The following is a 23,299-nucleotide window of genomic DNA, read 5'->3' as shown; positions in this document are numbered from 1 at the left end:
TTTTGCTTTTACTTTTTCCAGAAATCATCAAACACCGTAATGGGTGGACGGCGTTTGTGCTCGGTTTTCAGATACCAGCCTTCAATAATTTTTGCGGTACCTTCGTCGAGCGTTTTGCCTTCCAGATAATCATCGATGTTGTCATAGGTCACACCCAGCGCGGCTTCATCCGGCAGGGAAGGGCGATCGTCTTCCAGGTCTGCCGTTGGCGCCTTCTTATACAGGTGCTCCGGGCAGCCCAACGCCGCCAGCAGTTGCTTACCCTGACGCTTGTTCAGGCGGAAGAGGGGGTTGATGTCCGTGCCGCCATCGCCGTATTTGGTGAAGAAACCGGTGATGGCTTCCGCGGCGTGGTCGGTGCCGACGACGACCCCTTTGGTCATCCCTGCGATACTGTACTGCGCTTTCATGCGCTCACGGGCTTTCTCGTTGCCACGAACAAAATCGCTCAGTTCAATACCGGCTTCACGCAAGGCCTGCTCGCTTGCCAGTACCGAACCTTTGATGTTTACGGTAAGAACACGGTCCGGCTGAATAAAGGCGATCGCATCCTGACAGTCCTGCTCGTCGGCCTGCACGCCATACGGCAGACGTACGGCAATAAATTGCAGTGCGATGTCACCGGTCTCGTCACGCAGCTCGGTGATGGCCATCTGGCTTAGTTTACCGGCCAGAGTGGAGTCCTGACCGCCGCTGATACCCAGTACCAGCGTCTTCAGGAAAGGGTGTGCGGACAGGTAAGCTTTCAAAAAATCAACGCTACGACGGATCTCTTCTTTGGCATTAATCGCAGGTTTCGCGCCCAGCGCCTGAATAATTTCTTGTTGCAGAGCCATTACGCCCTCCCTATGCAGAACCAAACAGAAAGTGTGATCTGTTAAAACTAACCCTTTGTCGGGGAAACGACAAGGATCACAGTTTTGAGTGTACTGTTTTACAGCGATTTAGCAGCTTATCGTTGTTTTATTAGAATTTTCCGAAATTCGTCTGGCGTAACTCGCAAAGTTGAACAATAGTAATTTTTATCCCATGCTTAGTTAACACGCTGATAAACAAGAGGACGGAATATGAACAAGAACGTAGCAGGAATTTTAAGCGCAGCGGCGGTACTGACTATGCTGGCTGGGTGTACAGCTTACGATCGCACCACAGATCAGTTCACACAGCCAGTGGTAAAAGACGTCAAAAAAGGCATGACGCGTTCCCAGGTTGCAGCCATTGCCGGTAAACCTTCTTCAGAAGTCACTATGATCCACGCGCGTGGCACCTGCCAGACCTATATTCTGGGTCAACGTAATGGTAAGGCAGAAACCTACTTTGTCGCCCTGGATGATACCGGTCACGTGATCAATTCGGGCTACCAGACCTGCGCTGAATACGACACCGATCCACAGGCACCTAAGGCGCAGTAACCGCGCTTGCCTGAAAGTGTTAACAAACCGGCCTGATGGCCGGTTTTTTTATGCATACGTAAATCTTATTTCTTAGCGCGAAATATTTGCCTGAAATGTGAAGGTAGTCAACAAGCCAGGTCAATGAGAGACAATTTGAGTCTATCCAGAATTATCCCCTCCCTGTACCATTGCGTATACTCACTTCAACGACAAACAATGTTCAGCACACTGCCCGTCAGCCAGGATAGCGAGTCGATTGATAGCGCGACGGCGGTCAGTCCAATAAGAGGGAAATTATCATGGAAAAGAAACATATCTACTTGTTCTGCTCTGCGGGCATGTCCACTTCGCTGCTGGTTTCAAAAATGCGCGCGCAGGCCGAAAAATATGAAGTCCCTGTGGTGATTGAGGCGTTTCCGGAAACGCTGGCGGGCGAAAAGGGCCAGACAGCAGATGTAATTTTACTCGGGCCACAAATCGCTTATATGCTGCCAGAAATTCAACGTTTGCTCCCTAATAAGCCGGTCGAAGTGATCGATTCCGTTTTATACGGCAAGATTGATGGTTTAGGTGTATTAAAAGCTGCTGTTGCGGCGATTAAAAAAGCTGCTAATTAATTTTTTATTTTTCCCGTCAAAGAGTTATTTCACACACAATACGCCGTAACGGTCGTTGCGGCATTTAAGGGTATTTTCCTATGAGTAAAGTCATCGCTTCACTTGAAAAGGTACTCCTTCCTTTTGCTGTTAAAATAGGAAAGCAGCCTCACGTTAATGCCATTAAGAACGGCTTTATTAAATTAATGCCGTTGACATTAGCCGGGGCAATGTTCGTTTTAATTAACAACGTTTTTCTCAGCTTTGGAGAAGGTTCCTTTTTTTATTCATTAGGAATTAGGTTAGATGCTTCCACTATTGAAACCCTTAATGGTTTAAAAGCCATTGGCGGCAACGTATACAATGGTACGTTGGGTATTATGTCGCTAATGGCGCCTTTCTTTATTGGAATGGCGCTGGCGGAAGAGCGTAAGGTGGATCCGCTGGCGGCAGGCTTACTGTCCATTGCCGCGTTTATGACCGTCACGCCGTACAGCGTGGGCGACGCTTACGCCGTGGGCGCCAACTGGCTGGGTGGGGCAAACATCATTTCCGGTATTATTATCGGACTGGTGGTGGCCGAAATGTTCACCTTTATTATTCGCCGCAACTGGGTTATCCGCTTGCCGGATAGCGTTCCGGCCTCCGTTTCTCGTTCATTTTCCGCGTTGATACCGGGCTTCATTATTCTCTCCATCATGGGGATTATTGCCTGGGCGCTCTCTCACTGGGGGACTAACTTCCACCAGATCATTATGGACTCTATCTCAACGCCGCTGGCGTCGATGGGTAGCGTGGTCGGTTGGGCGTATGTCATCTTTACCTCCCTGCTGTGGTTCTTCGGCGTGCATGGTTCACTGGCACTGGCGGCGCTGGACAGCGGTATTATGACCCCGTGGGCACTGGAAAACGTCGCGCTTTACCAGCAGTACGGCTCCGTCGATGCGGCGCTGGCGGCCGGTAAAACCTTCCATGTGTGGGCGAAGCCGATGCTTGACTCCTATATCTTCCTGGGCGGTACCGGGGCGACGCTGGGTCTGATCATCGCGGTCTTTATTGTCTCTCGCCGCGCCGACCATCGTCAGGTTGCGAAGCTGGCCCTGCCGTCAGGCATCTTCCAGATTAACGAGCCGATCCTGTTTGGTCTGCCAATTATCATGAACCCGGTGATGTTCATTCCATTCATCCTGGTTCAGCCGCTGCTGGCCGCGATTACGCTGACGGCGTATTACCTGGGCATTATCCCGCCGGTGACCAACATTGCGCCGTGGACGATGCCAGCTGGTCTGGGCGCGTTCTTCAACACCAACGGTAGCGTGGCCGCCTTCCTGCTGGCGATATTCAACCTCGGGATTGCAACCCTGCTCTACATGCCGTTCGTGGCGATTGCGAACAAGGCTGCAACGGTTATCGATGAAGAAGAGAGCGAAGAGGATATCGCCCTCGCACTGAAATTCTAAAATTGCACGGCGCGGGGCAACCCGCGCCAGCGTAAAGGAGCTTAAAGATGTTAGATTTAGAGAGTATCGTTGTCGAAGAAACCGCAGTGAACGATCTGGAAGAGGTGGTGATGGGGCTCATCATCAATTCCGGGCAGGCGCGAAGCCTGGCGTATGCGGCGCTTAAGCAGGCTAAGCAGGGCGATTTTGTTGCCGCGAAAACCATGATGGAGCAGTCCCGTACGGCGTTAAACGAAGCGCATCTGGTGCAGACGAAACTCATCGAAAGCGACCAGGGCGAAGGAAAGATGAAAGTGAGTCTGGTGCTGGTACATGCGCAGGATCACCTGATGACCTCCATGCTGGCGCGCGAGATGGTAGCGGAGCTCATCGAGCTTCACGAGAAGATGCAGTAAGTCTGAACAGGCACCAGGAGGTCAGCACGATGGAAATCAAAACCGCACATGAGCAGCAGCTGTTTAATGGCAAGAATTTTCACGTGGTGATTTACAACAAAACGGAGAGCGCCAGCGGTCTGCACCAGCATGACTACTACGAGTTCACGATTGTTCTGACCGGCCGCTACTATCAGGAGATTAACGGTAAGCGCGTCCTGCTTGAGCGTGGCGATTTCGTCTTCCTGCCGATGGGGTCCTATCACCAGAGCTTTTATGAGTTTGGTGCGACGCGCATTCTTAACGTAGGGGTGAGCAGGCGTTTCTTCGAGAAGCACTATCTGCCGCTGGTTCCGTTCTGCTTTGTGGCGTCACAGGTCTATCGCGTTAAAAATGAGTTTATGACCTGGATTGAAACGGTTATCGCCTCGCTGAATTTCCGCGACAATGAATTTGATGAATTTATTGAAACCGTGACGTTCTACGTCATGAACCGTCTTCGCCATCACCGTGAAGAACAGCAGGTGGTGGATGATATTCCTCAGTGGCTGCGCAGTACCGTGGAGCTGATGCACGACAAAGGACAGTTCAGCGATAACGCCCTGGAAAACATGGTGGCGCTGTCGGGTAAATCGCAGGAATATTTAACGCGTGCCACGCAGCGCTATTACCGTAAAACGCCTGTTCAAATTATTAATGAAATCCGCATCAATTTTGCCAAAAAACAGCTGGAAATTACTAACTACTCTGTCACCGATATCGCTTACGAATCGGGTTACAGCAGCCCCAGCCTGTTTATTAAAACCTTTAAGAAAATGACTTCATTCACACCGAACAGTTACCGCAAAAATTTAACGGTAATTAATTAACTTTCGGCGGTTATCCGCCAGGAATATTGACGTAATGGCTTGCCCAAATAGCGGGAAGAGTACGCTATACCTTGCAGGCGATTACCCTGATAAGCTAAGGGAGAGTTTATGCAAAAGAAATTAAAAGTCGTAACCATTGGTGGCGGCAGCAGCTATACCCCGGAATTACTTGAAGGTTTCCTGAAACGTTATCATGAATTACCGGTCAGCGAATTATGGCTGGTGGATGTTGAAGAAGGTCAGGAGAAGCTAAATATTATTTTTGAACTGTGCAAACGCATGGTTGAAAAAGCAGGCGTGCCTTTAACCGTGCATAAAACGCTGGATCGCCGCCTGGCGCTGAAAGATGCTGACTTCGTGACCACCCAGCTGCGCGTCGGCCAGCTGAAGGCGCGTGAGCTGGACGAGCGTATTCCGCTGAGCCACGGTTATCTGGGCCAGGAAACCAACGGGGCTGGTGGCCTGTTTAAAGGCCTGCGTACTATTCCGGTCATTTTTGACATCATTAAAGACGTGGAGGAGATCTGCCCGAACGCGTGGGTGATTAACTTTACCAACCCGGCCGGGATGGTCACCGAGGCAGTCTATCGTCACACCGGTTTCAAACGCTTTATCGGCGTCTGCAATATTCCGATCGGCATGAAGATGTTCATCCGCGATGTGCTGGCGCTAACCGATAACGATGAATTGTCCATTGACCTGTTCGGCCTGAACCACATGGTCTTTATCAAAGATGTGATTGTGAACGGGCAATCGCGCTTTGCGGAGCTGCTTGATGGCGTTGCCTCTGGTCGCCTGACCGCGGCCTCGGTGAAAAACATCTTCGATCTGCCGTTCAGCGAAGGGCTGATCCGCTCCCTGAATCTGCTGCCGTGCTCGTATCTGCTTTACTACTTCAAGCAGAAAGAGATGCTGGCGATTGAAATGGGCGAATACTACAAAGGTGGCGCACGCGCTCAGGTTGTACAGAAAGTAGAGAAGCAGCTTTTTGATTTGTATAAAGATCCGAACCTGAACGTCAAACCGAAAGAGCTTGAGCAGCGCGGTGGGGCATACTATTCAGATGCCGCGTGTGAAGTGATCAACGCCATTTACAATGACAAGCAGGCCGAGCACTATGTGAACGTTCCGCATCATGGGCACATCGACAATATCCCGGCAGACTGGGCCGTGGAGATGACCTGCATCCTTGGGCGCGAGGGTGCAAAACCGCATCCCCGCATTACCCACTTCGACGATAAGGTGATGGGCCTGATTCATACCATCAAAGGCTTTGAAGTGGCGGCGAGCAATGCGGCCCTGAGCGGCGAGCTGAATGACGTGCTGCTGGCGCTGAACCTGAGCCCGCTGGTGCATTCTGACCGTGACGCTGAAAAACTCGCGAGTGAGATGATCCTGGCGCATGAGAAATGGCTGCCAAACTTTGCTGCAACGGTTGAGAAACTGAAACTCACACACCGTTAAGAGGAGGCGCGATGGAAAACCTGCTGATCGTCAATGCCGATGATTTCGGCCTGTCAAAAGGGCAGAACTACGGCATTATCGAAGCCTGTCGCCGGGGCGTCGTGACCTCTACAACAGCGCTCATCAACGGTGAGGCGGTGGAACATGCGGCGCAGTTAAGCCGTGAGCTGCCCGAACTGGGCGTGGGCATGCACTTTGTGCTGACGCTTGGGTTGCCCCTTTCACCGATGCCGGGGCTGACGCGCGACGGGCAACTGGGTAAATGGATTTGGGAAATGGCGGAGCAGGACGCTTTGCCGCTTGATGAGATTGTCCGCGAGCTGGATTGCCAGTTTAACCGCTTTGTGGATGTGTTTGGCCGCGAGCCCACCCATATCGACAGTCATCATCATGTGCATATGATCCCGGCGATTTTCCCGCTTGTGGCAGAATTTGCCAAACGTAAAGGCGTGGCGATGCGCGTGGATCGGGAGGTGCGCGGACTGCCGGACGTTGCGGTGACGTCAACGGAGGGGTTCAGCAGCGCATTTTATGGCGACGATATCGACGAAGCGCTGTTCCTGAAGGTGCTGGATGCCTCCGCCGCAAAAGGGGAGCGCTCGCTTGAGGTAATGGCGCATCCGGCGTTTGTCGATAACATCGTACTTAAGAGCGCCTACTGCTGGCCGCGTCTGGCGGAACTGGACGTGCTAACGTCGGCGTCGTTGAAGTATGCGATTGCCGAGCGTGGGTATCGTCTGGGGACGTTCAGGGATTTGTGAGCAAAATAAAGCCCGGGGACGGCTTCGCCTTACCGGGCCTACAACATCAGTCGAAATATAGGCCGGGTAAGCGTAGCGCCACCCGGTTTTTTTTACGCCGGTATCTGGTCAATCTTGCTGCTGCGCGACCACACGCGGTGCGCGGCGAGCAGGTCAAACAGCCGGGTCATAAACGCATCGTCAATGTTATCACCTTCGACAATGCCTTCTTCCCCTTGATCCGGTACCTTCAGCAGCGATTTAAACTTCCGCGCATCGCCTGCGAGGGCGATTGGCTTCAGGTGCTTATAGGCTTCCAGCAGATAATAGGCGGCATCACCGTTACCGAGCAAACTCTCAACGTCGCCGCACGGCATAATCACCGCATCAACCGTCAGGGACGGTGCCCCGGCGAAGGTCGCAGCAATCGGCAGGACGGAGCCATCATCGGCCGTCACTTCACCCATGCGTGAGTAAAGCAGTTTGGCATGTACGCCCTGAGTCTTGAGCGCCCTCATGATCCCCAGCACGTCGCTGGCGCGCGGTTTATCGTTCAGCAGGATAGCCACTACGCGGCCTTTGATCGACCCGCCAGGTACCGCGTACAGGCTCAGGGACGGATCCTTCTTCAGCCCGTTCACGTCTTTAGGCGGTGCAGCATGGCATTGCTCGTCAGTCAGCGTAATGCCGAGATTATTCGCCACGCCCTGAGCAAGCTGGATATCAATATGCGCCAGATGGTCGACCACGCGCTCGCGAATGTAGGTACGCACCACTTTGCTCAGCTCGAAGCTGAAGCCGCCGATAATGTGCTGCTGTTCGATCGGGGTCTGGCTGTTCCAGAACAGGCGAGGCTGAGCGTAATATTCGCCGAATGACGGGCTGCGCTCGCGAATTTTTGTTCCGTCCACGCGCTCCTGATACGACTCGAATCCGCCACGTTTAGGCCCCGGCGGGGTTTCACGCGGCCAGTTATCGTTAATGGAGTTCGGCTCGTAGTTCGCCGGGTTGGTATCGATATCCTGGCGATGCATCCCGTCACGCTGGAAGTTATGGTACGGACAGGTCGGACGGTTGATTGGGAGCTCATGGAAGTTAGGTCCACCAAGACGGCTGATCTGCGTATCGGTGTAAGAGAACAGACGACCCTGCAGCAGCGGATCGTTGGTGAAGTCCAGCCCCGGCACAATATGGCCCGGGTGGAACGCTGCCTGCTCATTTTCCGCGAAGAAGTTGTCCGGGTTGCGGTTAAGCACCATTTTACCCACCAGCTGAACCGGCACCAACTCTTCAGGAATAAGCTTGGTCGGGTCGAGCAGGTCGAAGTCGAATTTGAACTCGTCTTCTTCCGGGATCAGCTGTAACCCCAGCTCGTATTCCGGGAAATCACCGGCTTCAATGGATTCCCACAGTTCGCGACGGTGGAAGTCCGGATCGCGTCCGGTCAGCTTCTGCGCTTCATCCCACACCAGCGACGCTTTCCCCGCGACCGGTTTCCAGTGGAAACGCACAAACGTCGCTTTACCTTCAGCGTTAATCAGACGGAAGGTATGAATACCAAAGCCTTCCATGGTGCGATAGCTGCGCGGGATCCCCCGGTCAGACATCGCCCACATCACGTTGTGAAGGGTTTCCGGTTGCAGGGAGACGTAGTCCCAGAATGTGTCATGCGCACTTTGTCCCTGCGGTACGGCCCAGTGTGGTTCTGGTTTTACCGCATGGACAAAGTCAGGGAACTTATGCGCGTCCTGTATGAAGAAAACCGGGGTGTTATTCCCGACGAGGTCGAAAATGCCCTCTTCGGTATAGAATTTGGTGGCGAAGCCGCGGATATCACGCACCGTGTCGGCCGAACCCGCGCCGCCCTGTACGGTAGAGAAACGCACAAACACCGGTGTGATTTTGTTCGGATCGGAAAGGAAATCTGCTTTGGTGAGCTCCTTCAGGCTCTTGTACGGCTGGAAATAGCCGTGCGCCGCGGAGCCGCGAGCGTGGACGATACGCTCAGGGATACGCTCATGGTCGAAATGGGTGATTTTTTCGCGCAGGATGAAATCTTCCAGCAGCGTCGGGCCGCGCGTTCCGGCGCGCAGGGAGTTCTGATCATCGGCAATGCGAACGCCCTGGTTCGTGGTCAGCGCATGGCCTTCACCGCCCTTGCGGTGAGGATCGAGCGATTTCAGCTTTTCGTTTTCCGTTTCCGGGGCTTTCATGCTGCCCGGGGCGGTAGGCTGTTCACCCGGTGCAGAAGGACCCGGTGATGGTTTGTGTGAGCCGTCGGCTGGGGCAAGTGAGTCCATTCCCGGTTGAGATTCTTCAGTCCCATGAATGGGTGACTGATGTGGTTTATCATTGTTCGACATTGCACGCTTCTCCTTTGTTCATTCCTAAAAACCCTATTAAGGATAGAACAATGTTAAGAATTAGCAGGCGAACTAAGCGTTTTCAGATATTGATTAGCGAAAGGAGCCATCTGCGATACGTCAGGCGCGACGGGCGGGGGGAGAATCGGCTATGATAGAAATTTCCTGCTTTAAGAATTTGCTTTAGTGAACCCGTCGCTTATGAAACCTCTTCGTCAACAAAACCGCCAGGTTATTAGCTATGTACCCCGCGTTGAGCCCGCGCCGCCAGACCATGCCCTGAAGGTGGATGGTTTTCGCGATGTCTGGATGCTGCGGGGTAAATACGTTGCCTTCGTGCTGATTGGCGAGCACTTCCGTCGCTCCCCTGCGTTTACGGTGCCGGAATCGGCGCAGCGATGGGCAATGCAGACCCGCCAGGATGAAGAGGTTGAAGAATAACAGCCATAAAAAAACCGCCCGATGGCGGTTTTTTTATTTCAGCAGTGATTAACGATGTGCCAGTTCGGCATCATCTTCACTGTCGAGAATCGTTTTGTCGGTCTGCTTCAGCCACTGGCTGGTCAGGGTACCGGCGGTCATTGAACCACTCACGTTCAACGCGGTACGACCCATATCGATCAGTGGTTCAACAGAGATCAGCAGGGCAACCAGCGTTACCGGCAGCCCCAGCGCAGGCAGAACGATCAGCGCAGCGAAGGTCGCGCCGCCGCCCACGCCCGCAACACCGGCGGAGCTAATGGTCACGATACCGACCAGCGTCGCAATCCAGACCGGATCCAGCGGGTTAATACCCACGGTTGGGGCAACCATCACGGCCAGCATCGCCGGGTAGAGACCCGCACAGCCGTTCTGCCCGATGGTGGCGCCAAAGGAGGCCGAGAAGCTGGCGATAGACTCGGGTACGCCCAGACGACGTGTCTGTGCTTCCACGTTCAGCGGAATCGATGCCGCGCTGGAACGGCTGGTGAAGGCGAAGGTCAGCACCGGCCAGACTTTGCGGAAATATTTCAGCGGGCCAACGCCGTTCACCGCCAGCAGGATGCCGTGCACAACAAACATGATGCCCAGACCGAGGTACGAGGCAATCACAAAGCTGCCAAGCTTGATGATGTCTTGCAGGTTAGAACCTGCCACGACTTTGGTCATCAGCGCCAGGACACCGTACGGCGTCAGCTGCATGACCAGACGCACCAGCTTCATTACCCAGCTTTGCAGGGTATCGATGGCAGTCAGAACCCGCTCGCCTTTCGGCGCATCGTCCTTCAGCAGCTTCAGCGCAGCCACGCCCAGGAACGCAGCGAAGATCACTACGCTGATAATGGAGGTTGGGCTTGCACCGGTCAGGTCAGCAAACGGGTTTTTCGGAATGAAGGAGAGCACCATCTGCGGAACGGTCAGATCGGCCACTTTACCCACGTAGTTGGTCTCAATCGCCGTCAGACGCGCGGTTTCAGCGCTACCCTGCACCAGACCTTCAGCAGTCAGGCCAAACAGATTGGTAACCAGCACACCCACCAGCGCCGCAATCAGCGTGGTGAAGAGCAGGGTGCCAATGGTCAGGAAACTGATTTTACCCAGTTGAGAAGCATTATGCAGCCGGGCTACGGCGCTCAGAATTGAGGCGAATACCAGCGGCATAACGATCATTTGCAGCAGCTGTACATAGCCGTTACCGACAATGTTGAACCACTGAATGGAATCTTTCAGTACCGGGCTGTCGGAGCCGTAAATAGCGTGTAAGGCCAGGCCAAACACCACGCCCATGACCAGACCAACCAGTACCTTTTTCGCCAGGCTCCACTGTTTGTGGCGAGCCTGGGCGAGAAGCAATAGCAATACGACGAACACAACAATGTTCGCGATGAGTGGAAAATTCATCCCCGTTCTCCTGATTTATTATACGGTCGGTTTTTACCGAACCTGTTGGCGCAAGGTTATCAGAAGTGTGATGTAGCGCTTATATCCATATGGAATGGTTTATGACAAAAGTGATTATATTGTCGGTTTAATGTTCAATCTGGTGGTTAATAAAACGATTGAACTGAAATTGCAGCGAGTTGATCATCTGCGATGACCAGCGCACTGCACCATTTTCGGGCAATGTCTGCGGCATCCAGACGGCATAGGCAAACAGCGCCATGCACAGAACGCGCTCCAGCTGGTTGCCTTTTTGCGGCACGAGGATTGGCAGGCGGAAACGCCAGCGGCAGGGCCAGAGCAGCGGAACGCCCGCTGGCGTCAGCATATCGGCGAGGATATGGCTTAAGTAGCCGAGCACCATGCCCTGAATGGCATCCGCCGGGACTATCCAACTCTCGGGAACCTTCAAATAGAAGAGTGTAAGCAGGCCAAATACGGCCAGCAGGCTGTGGGTAAACCCGCGATGACCAAAGGCTCTGGCGATGGGTTTTGAAATCCACTTCAGCCGCTGACCAAGGAATGATTTTGGATGGTCGATGTCCGGCAGCAGGCAGGTCAGCACGGCAGAAGGGACAATATGCCACCAGTCCCCCTGGGCCAGCACAGGGGTCAGTTCAGCGTTTTTAGCAAACACTGCACAGGCAAGTGAAAAAAGCAGGTGGCCTTCCGCCGTCATGATAAAACCCGGTAAACTGTCAATCCATACAGTATAGGGTTTTTATACAGTGTGTGAAAGAGGTGACGGTGTAACTCTTTGTCACAAACCGGCGGTTAGCGCGCCAGCCAGCCACCGTCTACGGCAAGGGTATGGCCGTTAACGTAATCCGACGCCGCCGAGGCCAGAAACACCACCGGACCCTGTAAATCCTCCGGAAGTCCCCAGCGGCCCGCCGGAATACGGTCGAGGATCGCCTGGCTGCGCTGCTCATCATCGCGAAGTTGTTGGGTGTTATTTGTCGCCATATAACCCGGCGCGATAGCGTTCACGTTAATACCTAGCGGCGCCCATTCGTTTGCCAGCAAGCGGGTGAGCCCGAGGACGCCGCTTTTCGAAGCCGTATAGGACGGCACCCGAATGCCGCCCTGGAAGGAGAGCATGGAGGCAATGTTAATGATCTTGCCGCCCTGACCCTGCACGATAAACTGTTTCGCTACTGCCTGAGAGAGGAAAAAGACCGATTTCAGATTGAGATCGATAACCTCGTCCCAGTCCTTCTCGCTAAATTCCAGCGCATCGCACCGACGAATGGTGCCGGCATTGTTAACCAGAATATCGATGCGGCCCATCTCTGTGACGGCGGTATCCACGACGCTCTGAATACTCTCATGCTTGCCGAGATCGGCGCGAATTGCGATAAAGCGCCGTCCCAGCGCCGTGACGCGCGCTGCCGTTTCGTCAGGAACCTTGCGGTTTACCCCCACGATATCGCATCCTGCCTGGGCGAGGGCAATGGCCATGCCTTGCCCCAGACCGGTATCGCACCCGGTCACCATCGCCACTTTTCCTGCCAGAGTAAAAGCATCCAGTATCATACGCGCCTCAGAAGTCAGGTTATTGTCATTCTGCACGTAAGGATAGGAGTCTGGAATGAGAAAAGCAAATAAAGTAAAACGTTGTTTTGATTTTGTGATACAGGCAGCCGAAGCTGCCTGAAAGAGCGTTACTCTCCGCGCAGATGGCGGGCAGTCAATTCTTCAAGAGACGTCAGCCTGACATCCGCGAGGGCAAAGCGGGGATCGTGTCGGCCTTCTTCAGCCGGCACAACGATGGAGCGCATACGTGCGGCTTTGGACGCCACCATGCCGTTAACCGAATCTTCCAGCGCCACACAGGTAAGCGGATCCAGCCCCAGTTTCGCGGCGCAGTCCATATACACCTGCGGATGTGGCTTGCTGTAAGGAAGCTTTTCGGCCGAGGCCAGCGCGTCGAAGCTGTCGCGCAGCCCGAACATCGTCAGCACTTTTTCCAGCATATGCAGAGGTGAGGCAGAGGCAAGCCCCACTTTCAGCCCTTGCGCCTTGCACAGGGCGATAGCGTCGCGTACGCCCGGTAACAGAGGCTTATTCTCTTCTACAAGGGAGATAGCACGGTTGATAATGCGCGCCGTAACTTCGTCGCGATCCGGGCCAACCCATGGCTGGTGGGCATACCAAAGGTCAACCACCATATCGATGCGCAGCCCCAGGGTATCGGGAAGCTCATTACGACGACTGATATCGACGCCGAGGCTGGCCATCACGTCCAGTTCAGCCCGATCCCACAGGGGTTCGGAATCAATCAACAATCCATCCATGTCAAAAATAGCGGCAAGTATCTGGCGCGGTGTCGACATTACAACATCTCCTTATCTTGGGGTAAGACAAACGGTGCTAAGCACAAGCAATTTAGCATATTGCATTCAAAGATCGGGCGAAAATGACCGACAGCAGGTAGACTTAGGCACAAATAACGCGTCTTTATGAAGAGGAACTAATGACGTATCAACAAGCTGGACGCATCGCAGTCTTAAAACGTATTGCTGGTTGGGTTATTTTCATTCCCGCCCTGATTTCAACGCTGATCTCCGTACTTAAATTTATGTACGATCACAGCGAAAAACAGCCGGGCATTAATGCCGTCATGCTCGATTTTGCCCACGTCATGATTGAGATGATGCGGTTTAACACCCCATTCCTGAACGTCTTCTGGTTCAACTCGCCCACCCCGGATTTTCACCACCAGCTGAATGTCGGGTTCTGGATAATCTATGCGTTGATCTTTATCGCGATGGCGTTGCAGGCCTCCGGCGCACGCATGAGCCGCCAGACCCGCTTTTTACGCGAAGGGGTAGAAGATCAGCTGATACTTGAGAAGGCGAAAGGCCCTGACGGGATGAGCCGCGAGCAGATCGAATCGCGCATTGTCGTTCCGCGTCATACCATTTTTGTGCAGTTTTTCCCGCTCTATATCCTGCCGGTTATTATCATTGTGGCCGGGTATTTCTTCTTTACGCTGCTCGGCTTCCTGTAATGTCAAAGGGGGCGTATTGCCGCCCCCTCCCGCTATGCCGCCAGGATACGGTCCAGCGCCCGCTGGGCATTCACCAGATGACTCCCGCCAAACAAAATCGCCCGGTTTAGCAAGGTGTACAGCTGATAAACCGGCTGACGTTCAAGGAAACCCGCAGGTAACGGCGAGACAGACTGATAGCCATCATAAATTTGCGGCGGCTGTTCAGGGTGCAACGGCAGCATCGCCAGGTCACATTCTCTGTCGCCCCAGTAGCAGGCCGGGTCAAATATATAGGGACCATCAGGCCCAAGCGCGCAGTTGTTCGACCATAAATCACCGTGCAGAAGGGAAGCCTGAGGCTGATGCGAAGCCAGACGCTGCTGAATGTGTTCAACAATCGCGTCGATGTTGCCGAACGCTAGTCCCTTTTCAGCGGCCAGCTCCAGCTGCCAGCCTATGCGCTGCTCGGCAAAAAAAGTCGACCAGCGGCGTTGCCACGCGTTTGGCTGTGGGGTGGTTGAGAGGTCGTTATCGAAATCGAGCCCAAACTGAGGTTGATCGCTCCACTGGTGCAAACGGGCGATCTGTTGGCCGAGAATAAAGGCGTTGTGCGCATCCAGAGGGCGCGCCGGAAGATAGTTCATCACCAGAAAGCTGTAGTCACGATCGCTGCCAACGGCTAAAACCTGTGGAACGTTGACTGTTTTACTGCGCGATAACAACTCAAGCTGATCGGCTTCGGCCGTAAAAATGGGGAGCAATTCGCGCTCATCACATTTTACGAAGAGATCGCGCCCGGCGTAACGTAAATGCCATGCGGCATGGATCTCTCCGCCTGGCAGTTCGTTACGCAGTTCAATTTCACCTTCACCCAGTTGCTCACTTAAAAGATGACTGATAGCCTGCCACATGATGTCTCTCCCATGTTGTCTGCCAGATCATAAAGTTAGCGCAAAACGGCTATAAAAAAACAGGAACTAACGCACAACTGAGCGGTTTAATTTTGTACAGGGCACTTATTGTTCTTTTTTATGCCAGTTTTCCCAGCTATCCACTTCAATTTCCGTGGCTTTGTCAGTCACGCTTTCCACCAGGCTACTGGCCAGCGCCTTCACCTCCTCCTGACTCAGCGGGCTTATCAGGCCAAAGGCCAGCGAGCCGAGATCGTGAATATTGCCCTCATCGTCCGTCAGCGTGAGCAGAAAATTCGCCCGCGTGAAAGCGTTGTTGAGTTCATTCAGTTCGGTTAGCGATGCTTCATGAATATTGACGGTTACGACGTAGCGGGTGATATCACCACTGCTCATAATTCACCTCGTTGTTATCCTGAAAGTTTTCTTAGCATAGTCGATAAGCCATATTTGGCGACTTCCCCCTCCACGGGAAGGGGAAGCACGTTCAGCTTCTCGCCAGGTAATCGACAATTTTCTGAGTATCCGCAAGCGAACACAGACGGGTTCCCTGATTGATGGTGGCAGCGCTCCCTGCCGCGACGCCATAGCGTGCCATCTCCAGAAGCGAAGCGCCCTGCGCCAGCTTCAGCACCATCGCGCCAACCATACTGTCACCGGCACCCACGGTACTCTGACTTTTCATCGGCGGTGGAACAACCTGCACGCAGCCCGTCTTGTCGACGGCCAGCGCACCCTGAGGACCGAGAGAGACTACAACGCGATGCGCTTTGCCCGTGCGTACCAGCTCTTCTGCGGCAGTACGCACGTCATCAGGCTGGTTGAGCTCGCGATTGACAAGCGCACTGAGCTCTTTCTGGTTAGGTTTGACAAGTTCAAGTTGTCCGGGCTCTAACGCCGCCTTCAGGGCATCGCCTGAGCTATCGACAATGCAGCGGATGCCGCGCTGGAGCACCGCCTGAACCAGTGCCGTCAGCTTTTCTGTTTTGACGCCCGGCGGCAGGCTACCGCTGATCACCAACAATGAGCCGCTTTCAATGGTCAGCACTTTCTCTTCCAGTTGACGAAACTCATCATCGCTCAACTTCGCCCCTGGCATCACAAAACGATATTGCTCGCCGCTGGATTCAACATGGACATGCAGGTTTTGCCGGGTCCAGTCTCTGGCGTCAACGGTATCTACGGCAACCTGTTCATCTGCCAGCAACGCAACCAGATGCTCACCCGTGGCGCCGCCAGCGGGGAAGATGGCGGTTGCTTTTCCGCCGAGATGTGTAATGGCGCGCGCCACGTTAATGCCGCCGCCGCCCGGCTCAAACACCGGCGCGCTACAGCGCAGCTTACCTTCCGGATAGATTTGCGGCGTCATGGTCGCAGAGTCGAGGGAAGGGGAGAGTGTCAGCGTGTAAATCGAAGCCATCATGACCTCCTTTTATCATGGGTTATTTTAAGCCTGGCACCGTTTGGCAGGAAGGCAACGTAAATAACAGTATGATTTTAAAAATGAATGCTGACAAAAAACCTTGGCCGGGTATATACATTAAATCGCGTTTTGGGATCGTTCTTATTCAAAAAATGAAAGAAGAAATTATTGCTATGTTATTTGCGGCTTTTTATAATTTGTTACCTTTCTATGGTCGCCTTGTCATTGATCCGCAAGAAAGTTTCCGAGACCGTGACGGTCTCTTTTTATGTTGTACGGACTCCTAAAATAAATGAAGCTTTTGAAGACAGTACCCGCAGCACTGATGCTGGCGGGTGGCGTATTTGCGTCACTGAATGCAACCGCCGATGATACCGTTTTTACTGTCATGGACGATCCCTCCACTGCCAAAAAACCCTTTGAAGGTAACGTGAATGCCGGGTATCTGGCGCAATCCGGTAACACGAAAAGCTCCTCCATGACCGCAGACAGCACCCTGACCTGGTACGGCAACACCACGGCCTGGTCGCTGTGGGGCAATGCCAGCAACACGTCTGCTAACGATGAACGCTCCTCTGAGAAATACGCGGTAGGTGGGCGTAGCCGTTACAACATGACAGATTATGACTACCTGTTTGGGCAGGCGAGTTGGCTTACTGACCGCTACAACGGCTATCGCCAGCGCGATGTCATGACTGCGGGTTATGGTCGTCAGTTCCTGAATGGACCGGTGCACAGCCTCCGTTTTGAATTCGGTCCGGGTGTCCGTTACGACGAGTACACCAACGGCGAAGATGAAACCCAGCCGCTGGGTTATGCATCGGGCACCTACGCATGGCAAATGACTGACAACGCTAAATTCACCCAGGGTGTGTCGGTGTTTGGTGCTGAAGATACAACGCTGAACTCTGAAAGTGCGTTGAACGTGGCTATCAACGAACACTTTGGACTCAAGGTGGCGTACAACGTAACCTGGAACTCATCACCGCCTGATTCCGCGCCGGAACATACCGATCGCCGAACCACGATTTCTTTAGGTTATAAAATGTAATTTCTTCGGGCCGGGACTATTCTCGGCCTGTTTTTTATTTTTTGAAACTGTGCTTATTTATATTAAACGGCGTTTTGAAATAATAGGCATGGTTTCGTCTTCATAATTTCTCCATAATTAGGCGGCCAGGCCTTATTCAGTTTATTTGACACGATTTGATAAATAATTTGACTAGGAAAAAGTGTGATCCAGATCTACACTTACGGCACAGGCAAAAAACTCGCCTCAGGCATTTCTGCATTAATTAAGTATGAGAACAGAATTATGAAAAAAATCAAAACCGCTACAGCAGCGATGGTGCTTTCCGCACTTTCATTTGGCGTATTTGCTGCTGATAATATGACGCAACCTGCCAGTGACGTTAACAGCCCAGTCGGGATCGCTAAAGCCTCTGATGTTGAAGCAGGCTCCAACATTGCCCCTGGCTCCCAGTCTACCGGCCAGTCAATGAATGATGCATTTGATGTACACAAGCTGGTGGCGGGTGAGTGGTCCTGATATTTCAACCGCCACATGTGATGGAATATATACGCTGTCACAGCCTGGCGAAAACCGGATTATGACGTACCGGTTTTGGACCATAAATTATCGTAAAGATAGTTAAGATTTATTCAGTAAATTCACGGCACGTTTTCGCTGACATAATATTAGCCCCAGATCATCGCGGCCCAACGCAGCAGCAACATCGCGCCGCAAATAGCGATTAACACCACGACCATTTTCCAGTGCTTAACGGCAAATCTTTTTGTTGGCATAACCCAATCCTTGTCAGTTGATACCCTTAGTCTACCAAAGTCTGCGCCAGAAAGCGCTTTACCCGGGACAACAGGTTATGCCAGAACAGCGGTTCGGCTTAAAACCAGTGGAATCTGTCGGCCAGTATCAATACCAGACCAGCAGCGGAAAGTAGATTCAATATCACAACGGTTCTGCTCGATACATTCATGTGATACCCCTTCGATGTTTAAGGACCAGATCAAGAATAGCTCAGCACTTTCGGATTGCGAGCCCCCGTCAACAAAAGTTCATGAACGCAGACATAAGGATGAGCGGTTCAAATCGGTCGCGGGAAGGTGCATTCGCCCTGTTAATAGTGTTACCATTACGCTGCTTGCCGTAAATCCGCATTTATCTGAATCGGCAGGTGCATGATGACGAACCAATTTGACGATTGTTGGTCAGATGGTTTCGTAATCTACTGTTTAATCACGATTATTTTCTTTGTATATGCTCTTATGTGTGGGGCATCACTGCAAATAAGGATATAAAATGCCTGTAATTACTCTTCCTGATGGCAGCCAACGCCATTTCGACCACGCTGTAAGCCCAATGGATGTTGCACTGGATATCGGTCCTGGACTCGCAAAAGCAACCATTGCAGGCCGCGTAAACGGTGAGCTGGTAGACGCGTCCGATCTGATTGAAAGCGATGCAACGCTTGCGATCATCACCGCGAAAGACGAAGAAGGTCTGGAGATCATTCGTCACTCCTGTGCGCACCTGTTAGGTCATGCTATTAAGCAGCTGTGGCCCAACACCAAAATGGCGATCGGCCCGGTTATCGACAACGGCTTCTACTACGACGTTGACCTTGACCACACCCTGACACAGGAAGATATCGACGCGCTCGAAAAACGTATGCATGAGCTCGCCGAAACGAACTATGACGTCATCAAGAAGAAAGTCAGCTGGCATGAAGCACGTGAAACCTTCGTGAAGCGCGGCGAGAGCTATAAAGTCTCGATTCTTGATGAAAACATCGCTCATGATGACAAGCCTGGCTTGTACCATCACGAAGAATATGTCGACATGTGCCGTGGACCGCACGTGCCGAATATGCGCTTCTGTCATCACTTCAAACTGATGAAAATCGCAGGCGCCTACTGGCGTGGCGACAGCAACAATAAAATGTTGCAGCGTATCTATGGTACCGCGTGGGCCGATAAGAAAGCCCTGAACGCGTACCTGCAACGCCTGGAAGAGGCGGCTAAGCGTGACCACCGTAAAATCGGTAAGCAGCTTGACCTGTATCATATGCAGGAAGAAGCGCCGGGGATGGTGTTCTGGCATAACGACGGCTGGACAATCTTCCGTGAACTGGAAACGTTCGTGCGCTCCAAGCTGAAAGAGTACCAGTATCAGGAAGTGAAAGGCCCGTTCATGATGGACCGTGTGCTGTGGGAAAAAACCGGCCACTGGGACAACTATAAAGATGCGATGTTCACCACTTCGTCTGAGAACCGTGAATACTGCATCAAGCCAATGAACTGTCCGGGCCACGTTCAGATCTTCAACCAGGGTCTGAAATCCTACCGTGATCTGCCGCTGCGTATGGCGGAGTTCGGTAGCTGCCACCGTAACGAGCCATCAGGTGCGCTGCACGGTCTGATGCGTGTTCGTGGCTTTACTCAGGATGATGCGCATATCTTCTGTACTGAAGATCAGGTACGTGATGAAGTTAACGCCTGTATTCGTATGGTCTACGATATGTACAGCACCTTTGGCTTCGAGAAGATCGTGGTCAAACTCTCAACGCGTCCGGAAAAACGTATCGGTAGCGATGAGACATGGGATCGCGCAGAAGCGGATCTCGCCGTGGCGCTGGAAGAGAACGGTATTCCGTTCGAATACCAGCTGGGCGAGGGCGCATTCTACGGTCCAAAAATTGAATTTACCCTGTATGACTGCCTCGATCGCGCATGGCAGTGCGGAACGGTACAGCTGGACTTCTCCCTGCCGCAGCGTTTAAGCGCCTCTTATGTTGGCGAAGACAACGAGCGTCAGGTGCCGGTTATGATTCACCGTGCGATTCTCGGTTCACTGGAGCGCTTCATCGGCATCCTGACTGAAGAGTTCGCGGGCTTCTTCCCAACCTGGCTTGCGCCAGTGCAGGTAGTTGTGATGAACATTACCGATTCTCAGGCGGATTACGTTAAAGAATTGACGCAGAAACTACAAAATGCGGGCATTCGCGTAAAAGCAGACTTGAGAAATGAGAAGATTGGCTTTAAAATCCGCGAGCACACTTTACGTCGTGTCCCGTATATGTTGGTCTGTGGTGATAAAGAGGTGGAAGCAGGCAAAGTTGCCGTTCGCACCCGCCGTGGTAAAGACCTGGGGAGCCTGGACGTAAGTGAAGTGATTGAGAAGCTGCAACAAGAGATTCGCAGCCGCAGTCTTCAACAACTGGAGGAATAAGGTATTAAAGGCGGAAAACGAGTTCAAACGGCACGTCCGAATCGTATCAATGGCGAGATTCGCGCCCAGGAAGTTCGCTTAACAGATCTTGAAGGTGAACCACTGGGGATTGTGAGTCTGAGAGAAGCGATCGAAAAAGCTGAAGAAGCTGGAGTAGATTTAGTTGAAATCAGCCCTAACGCCGAACCGCCAGTTTGTCGTATTATGGACTACGGCAAGTTCCTTTATGAAAAGAGTAAATCTTCTAAGGAACAGAAGAAGAAGCAAAAAGTTATCCAGGTTAAGGAAATCAAATTCCGTCCTGGTACCGACGATGGCGATTATCAGGTAAAACTCCGCAGCCTGATTCGCTTTCTGGAAGATGGCGATAAGGCCAAGATCACGCTGCGTTTCCGCGGTCGTGAGATGGCCCACCAACAGATTGGTATGGAAGTGCTTAACCGCGTCCGTGAAGATCTGAGTGAACTGGCAGTAGTCGAATCCTTCCCAACGAAGATCGAAGGCCGCCAGATGATCATGGTGCTCGCTCCTAAGAAGAAACAGTAAGGCCTTCAAGCAGCAAAATCTGTGGAGCCTTCGGGCCCCATAGGTTTTGTTCGCCTATGTTTCGTTTATTTAACAATGCGAAGTGGAAGTTATTAAAATGCCAAAAATTAAGACCGTACGCGGTGCTGCTAAGCGCTTCAAAAAAACCGGTAAAGGTGGTTTTAAGCACAAGCACGCTAACCTGCGTCACATTCTGACTAAGAAAGCTACCAAGCGTAAACGTCACCTGCGTCCAAAAGCCATGGTTTCTAAAGGCGATCTGGGCCTGGTCATCGCGTGCCTGCCGTACGCATAAGTCGTTAACGTTTAACTTTTTTAACTTAGAATAGATACAGGAGAGCACACATGGCTCGCGTAAAACGTGGTGTAATTGCACGTGCACGTCACAAGAAAATTTTGAAACAAGCTAAAGGCTACTACGGTGCGCGTTCACGCGTATACCGCGTTGCCTTCCAGGCTGTTATCAAAGCAGGTCAGTACGCTTACCGTGACCGTCGTCAGCGTAAGCGTCAGTTCCGTCAACTGTGGATTGCGCGTATCAACGCAGCAGCACGTCAGAACGGTATTTCTTACAGCAAATTCATCAACGGCCTGAAAAAAGCCTCTGTTGAAATCGACCGTAAGATCCTGGCTGACATCGCAGTATTCGACAAAGTAGCGTTCACCGCTCTGGTCGAAAAAGCGAAAGCAGCACTGGCATAAGCCAGTTGAAAGAGGGGGCTTTGCTCCCTCTTTTCATATCGCCTTATCAGAAGATTGACATTTACCCGTCCAGGCTTTTCAATAAGGTCTTAACGGTTTTTACCCTACAAGGTAACGCAAGCATGAATGCTGCTATTTTCCGCTTCTTCTTTTACTTTAGCACCTGACTTCAGGAGGCTAGCGCGTGAAAGATGAAACGAAAAACAGCGCCAGATAAGCCTCCCGATGGAGGCTTTTTTTGTGCCTGAATTTGAGAGATTACGTCCAACAATTCGGTGTCTGCACCGACATAATGAGGAAAACCATGTCACATCTCGCAGAGCTGGTTGCCAGTGCAACGGCCGCCATTAACCAGGCCTCAGATGTTGCCGCGTTAGACAATGTCCGCGTCGAATATCTGGGCAAGAAAGGGCATCTGACCCTTCAGATGACTACCCTGCGTGAACTGCCAGCAGAGGAGCGCCCGGCAGCAGGTGCAGTGATTAACGAAGCCAAAGAGCAGGTACAACAGGCGCTGAACGCACGTAAAGCCGAGCTGGAAAGCGCAGTACTGAATGCGCGTCTGGCGGCAGAAACGATTGACGTTTCTCTGCCGGGTCGCCGTATCGAAAACGGCGGTCTGCATCCGGTTACCCGTACTATCGATCGTATTGAAAGTTTCTTCGGTGAGCTCGGCTTTACCGTGGCGACTGGCCCGGAAATAGAAGATGACTACCACAACTTCGATGCCCTTAACATTCCTGGCCATCATCCGGCACGCGCTGACCACGACACTTTCTGGTTTGACGCCACCCGTCTGCTGCGTACTCAGACATCTGGCGTTCAGATCCGTACCATGAAGGAGCAGGCTCCACCGATCCGCATCATCGCGCCGGGTCGCGTATACCGTAACGACTACGATCAGACCCACACCCCAATGTTCCACCAGATGGAAGGTCTGATTGTTGATAAAAACATCAGCTTCACCAACCTGAAAGGCACACTGCACGATTTCCTGAACAACTTCTTTGAGGAAGATTTGCAGGTTCGTTTCCGTCCGTCCTACTTCCCGTTCACTGAACCTTCTGCGGAAGTTGACGTGATGGGTAAAAACGGTAAATGGCTGGAAGTGCTGGGCTGCGGCATGGTGCATCCAAACGTACTGCGCAACGTAGGTATCGATCCGGAAGTATACTCCGGCTTTGCGTTCGGTATGGGCATGGAGCGTCTTACCATGCTGCGCTACGGCGTAACCGACTTACGTGCGTTCTTCGAAAACGATCTGCGTTTCCTCAAACAGTTTAAATAAGGGCA

General features: G+C 52.5%; 28 protein-coding genes, 1 pseudogene and 1 other annotated feature. Of the genes and pseudogenes, 18 read left to right on the top strand and 11 right to left on the bottom strand.

The features are described from left to right. Positions 1 to 8: 8 nt before the first annotated feature. Entirely contained in the window at positions 9 to 836 is an 828-nt protein-coding gene (gene nadE, locus AC4OVS_RS13180; RefSeq protein WP_063849315.1) for an NAD(+) synthase, read from the bottom strand. A gap of 231 nt (positions 837 to 1,067) precedes the next feature. Between nadE and osmE the strand changes: the two genes are divergently transcribed. The 7 genes and pseudogenes from osmE to chbG all read left to right on the top strand — a co-directional run bounded on the left by osmE (position 1,068) and on the right by chbG (position 6,918). After that, positions 1,068 to 1,412, top strand: a complete 345-nt coding sequence (gene osmE, locus AC4OVS_RS13175) for an osmotically-inducible lipoprotein OsmE (protein WP_022647818.1) — start codon at positions 1,068 to 1,070, stop codon at positions 1,410 to 1,412. A gap of 269 nt (positions 1,413 to 1,681) precedes the next feature. Beyond that, positions 1,682 to 2,011, top strand: a pseudogene (locus AC4OVS_RS13170) (PTS sugar transporter subunit IIB); the annotation flags it as partial. Between the two features lie 80 nt (positions 2,012 to 2,091). Beyond that, on the top strand, positions 2,092 to 3,450 hold the full coding sequence (gene chbC, locus AC4OVS_RS13165) for a PTS N,N'-diacetylchitobiose transporter subunit IIC (RefSeq protein ID WP_017384664.1): 1,359 nt from the start codon (positions 2,092 to 2,094) through the stop codon (positions 3,448 to 3,450). Positions 3,451 to 3,497: 47 nt separating this feature from the next. Continuing rightward, entirely contained in the window at positions 3,498 to 3,845 is a 348-nt protein-coding gene (gene chbA / locus AC4OVS_RS13160) for a PTS N,N'-diacetylchitobiose transporter subunit IIA (RefSeq protein ID WP_126314787.1), read from the top strand. A gap of 2 nt (positions 3,846 to 3,847) precedes the next feature. Next, a complete protein-coding gene (chbR, locus tag AC4OVS_RS13155; protein WP_255248587.1) occupies positions 3,848 to 4,693 on the top strand; it encodes a transcriptional regulator ChbR in 846 nt (281 codons plus the stop codon). 108 nt (positions 4,694 to 4,801) lie between these two features. Further along, positions 4,802 to 6,157 (top strand): 6-phospho-beta-glucosidase, encoded by a 1,356-nt coding sequence (locus AC4OVS_RS13150; protein ID WP_022647822.1) that lies wholly within the window; start codon positions 4,802 to 4,804, stop codon positions 6,155 to 6,157. Positions 6,158 to 6,168: 11 nt separating this feature from the next. Beyond that, positions 6,169 to 6,918: a chitin disaccharide deacetylase gene (gene chbG / locus AC4OVS_RS13145; RefSeq protein ID WP_046618282.1), complete on the top strand. Its 750-nt coding sequence runs from the start codon at positions 6,169 to 6,171 to the stop codon at positions 6,916 to 6,918. Between the two features lie 92 nt (positions 6,919 to 7,010). Here the strand turns inward: chbG and katE are convergent, their stop codons facing one another. Further along, positions 7,011 to 9,260 (bottom strand): catalase HPII, encoded by a 2,250-nt coding sequence (gene katE, locus AC4OVS_RS13140; RefSeq protein WP_046618281.1) that lies wholly within the window; start codon positions 9,258 to 9,260, stop codon positions 7,011 to 7,013. A 201-nt stretch (positions 9,261 to 9,461) separates the two neighbouring features. On the opposite strand from katE, the gene cedA reads away from it, so the two are divergent. Beyond that, on the top strand, positions 9,462 to 9,701 hold the full coding sequence (gene cedA, locus AC4OVS_RS13135; protein WP_022647825.1) for a cell division activator CedA: 240 nt from the start codon (positions 9,462 to 9,464) through the stop codon (positions 9,699 to 9,701). A 48-nt stretch (positions 9,702 to 9,749) separates the two neighbouring features. Here cedA and tcyP read toward each other — a convergent pair whose 3' ends face one another. From tcyP to hxpB, 4 genes are all read right to left on the bottom strand, one after another. Continuing rightward, positions 9,750 to 11,141: a cystine/sulfocysteine:cation symporter gene (tcyP, locus tag AC4OVS_RS13130; protein WP_022647826.1), complete on the bottom strand. Its 1,392-nt coding sequence runs from the start codon at positions 11,139 to 11,141 to the stop codon at positions 9,750 to 9,752. 127 nt (positions 11,142 to 11,268) lie between these two features. After that, entirely contained in the window at positions 11,269 to 11,859 is a 591-nt protein-coding gene (locus tag AC4OVS_RS13125; protein WP_015570742.1) for a metal-dependent hydrolase, read from the bottom strand. A gap of 95 nt (positions 11,860 to 11,954) precedes the next feature. Continuing rightward, the gene (gene kduD / locus AC4OVS_RS13120; protein WP_023299906.1) at positions 11,955 to 12,716 is read right to left on the bottom strand and encodes a 2-dehydro-3-deoxy-D-gluconate 5-dehydrogenase KduD; all 762 of its coding nucleotides are present in this window, start codon (positions 12,714 to 12,716) and stop codon (positions 11,955 to 11,957) included. A gap of 128 nt (positions 12,717 to 12,844) precedes the next feature. Beyond that, positions 12,845 to 13,516 carry a hexitol phosphatase HxpB gene (gene hxpB / locus AC4OVS_RS13115; RefSeq protein WP_022647828.1) on the bottom strand — a complete coding sequence of 224 codons (672 nt, stop codon included), beginning with the start codon at positions 13,514 to 13,516 and terminating at the stop codon, positions 12,845 to 12,847. Between the two features lie 140 nt (positions 13,517 to 13,656). Here hxpB and AC4OVS_RS13110 point away from each other — a divergent pair, with 140 nt between their 5' ends. Continuing rightward, positions 13,657 to 14,193 (top strand): YniB family protein, encoded by a 537-nt coding sequence (locus AC4OVS_RS13110; RefSeq protein WP_015570741.1) that lies wholly within the window; start codon positions 13,657 to 13,659, stop codon positions 14,191 to 14,193. Positions 14,194 to 14,225: 32 nt separating this feature from the next. On the opposite strand, the gene AC4OVS_RS13105 is transcribed toward AC4OVS_RS13110, so the two are convergent. The 3 genes from AC4OVS_RS13105 to pfkB form a co-directional block, all read right to left on the bottom strand. Beyond that, a complete protein-coding gene (locus tag AC4OVS_RS13105) occupies positions 14,226 to 15,086 on the bottom strand; it encodes a fructosamine kinase family protein (protein WP_022647830.1) in 861 nt (286 codons plus the stop codon). 105 nt (positions 15,087 to 15,191) lie between these two features. Continuing rightward, complete coding sequence (ghoS, locus tag AC4OVS_RS13100; RefSeq protein WP_063448982.1) at positions 15,192 to 15,482, bottom strand: type V toxin-antitoxin system endoribonuclease antitoxin GhoS; 291 nt, start codon at positions 15,480 to 15,482, stop codon at positions 15,192 to 15,194. Positions 15,483 to 15,573: 91 nt separating this feature from the next. Then, the gene (pfkB, locus tag AC4OVS_RS13095) at positions 15,574 to 16,506 is read right to left on the bottom strand and encodes a 6-phosphofructokinase II (RefSeq protein WP_022647831.1); all 933 of its coding nucleotides are present in this window, start codon (positions 16,504 to 16,506) and stop codon (positions 15,574 to 15,576) included. Between the two features lie 17 nt (positions 16,507 to 16,523). Between pfkB and AC4OVS_RS13090 the strand changes: the two genes are divergently transcribed. The 3 genes from AC4OVS_RS13090 to AC4OVS_RS13080 all read left to right on the top strand — a co-directional run bounded on the left by AC4OVS_RS13090 (position 16,524) and on the right by AC4OVS_RS13080 (position 18,058). Further along, the gene (locus tag AC4OVS_RS13090; protein WP_022647832.1) at positions 16,524 to 16,796 is read left to right on the top strand and encodes a hypothetical protein; all 273 of its coding nucleotides are present in this window, start codon (positions 16,524 to 16,526) and stop codon (positions 16,794 to 16,796) included. 5 nt (positions 16,797 to 16,801) lie between these two features. Next, positions 16,802 to 17,560, top strand: coding sequence for a DUF481 domain-containing protein (locus AC4OVS_RS13085; protein ID WP_022647833.1), 759 nt, complete (start codon positions 16,802 to 16,804; stop codon positions 17,558 to 17,560). Between the two features lie 264 nt (positions 17,561 to 17,824). Then, the gene (locus tag AC4OVS_RS13080; RefSeq protein WP_032622263.1) at positions 17,825 to 18,058 is read left to right on the top strand and encodes a YdgH/BhsA/McbA family protein; all 234 of its coding nucleotides are present in this window, start codon (positions 17,825 to 17,827) and stop codon (positions 18,056 to 18,058) included. A 149-nt stretch (positions 18,059 to 18,207) separates the two neighbouring features. On the opposite strand, the gene yniD is transcribed toward AC4OVS_RS13080, so the two are convergent. Continuing rightward, positions 18,208 to 18,315, bottom strand: a complete 108-nt coding sequence (gene yniD / locus AC4OVS_RS13075) for a small membrane protein YniD (RefSeq protein ID WP_003857815.1) — start codon at positions 18,313 to 18,315, stop codon at positions 18,208 to 18,210. 98 nt (positions 18,316 to 18,413) lie between these two features. Then, the gene (gene yncL / locus AC4OVS_RS13070) at positions 18,414 to 18,506 is read right to left on the bottom strand and encodes a stress response membrane protein YncL (protein ID WP_071785204.1); all 93 of its coding nucleotides are present in this window, start codon (positions 18,504 to 18,506) and stop codon (positions 18,414 to 18,416) included. 323 nt (positions 18,507 to 18,829) lie between these two features. Between yncL and thrS the strand changes: the two genes are divergently transcribed. The 6 genes from thrS (at position 18,830) to pheS (ending at position 23,294) form a co-directional block, all read left to right on the top strand. Continuing rightward, positions 18,830 to 20,758 (top strand): threonine--tRNA ligase, encoded by a 1,929-nt coding sequence (gene thrS / locus AC4OVS_RS13065; protein WP_006809077.1) that lies wholly within the window; start codon positions 18,830 to 18,832, stop codon positions 20,756 to 20,758. Positions 20,759 to 20,761: 3 nt separating this feature from the next. Further along, positions 20,762 to 21,304, top strand: a complete 543-nt coding sequence (infC, locus tag AC4OVS_RS13060) for a translation initiation factor IF-3 (protein WP_059443439.1) — start codon at positions 20,762 to 20,764, stop codon at positions 21,302 to 21,304. 97 nt (positions 21,305 to 21,401) lie between these two features. After that, positions 21,402 to 21,599, top strand: a complete 198-nt coding sequence (gene rpmI, locus AC4OVS_RS13055) for a 50S ribosomal protein L35 (protein ID WP_001124225.1) — start codon at positions 21,402 to 21,404, stop codon at positions 21,597 to 21,599. 50 nt (positions 21,600 to 21,649) lie between these two features. Next, positions 21,650 to 22,006: a 50S ribosomal protein L20 gene (gene rplT, locus AC4OVS_RS13050; protein WP_000124850.1), complete on the top strand. Its 357-nt coding sequence runs from the start codon at positions 21,650 to 21,652 to the stop codon at positions 22,004 to 22,006. Between the two features lie 117 nt (positions 22,007 to 22,123). Then, positions 22,124 to 22,248: a sequence feature (Phe leader region), on the top strand. Further along, positions 22,129 to 22,173, top strand: a complete 45-nt coding sequence (pheM, locus tag AC4OVS_RS13045) for a pheST operon leader peptide PheM (protein ID WP_001386830.1) — start codon at positions 22,129 to 22,131, stop codon at positions 22,171 to 22,173. Its footprint overlaps the feature before it by 45 nt. A gap of 62 nt (positions 22,249 to 22,310) precedes the next feature. After that, positions 22,311 to 23,294 carry a phenylalanine--tRNA ligase subunit alpha gene (gene pheS / locus AC4OVS_RS13040; RefSeq protein WP_022647837.1) on the top strand — a complete coding sequence of 328 codons (984 nt, stop codon included), beginning with the start codon at positions 22,311 to 22,313 and terminating at the stop codon, positions 23,292 to 23,294. The last annotated feature ends 5 nt before the right edge of the window (positions 23,295 to 23,299 follow it).

It is taken from the genome of Enterobacter sp. 4974935 (assembly GCF_058661735.1).
The sequence above is the reverse complement of the archived record's forward strand: the minus strand, read 5'-3'. Positions and strand labels throughout refer to the sequence as shown.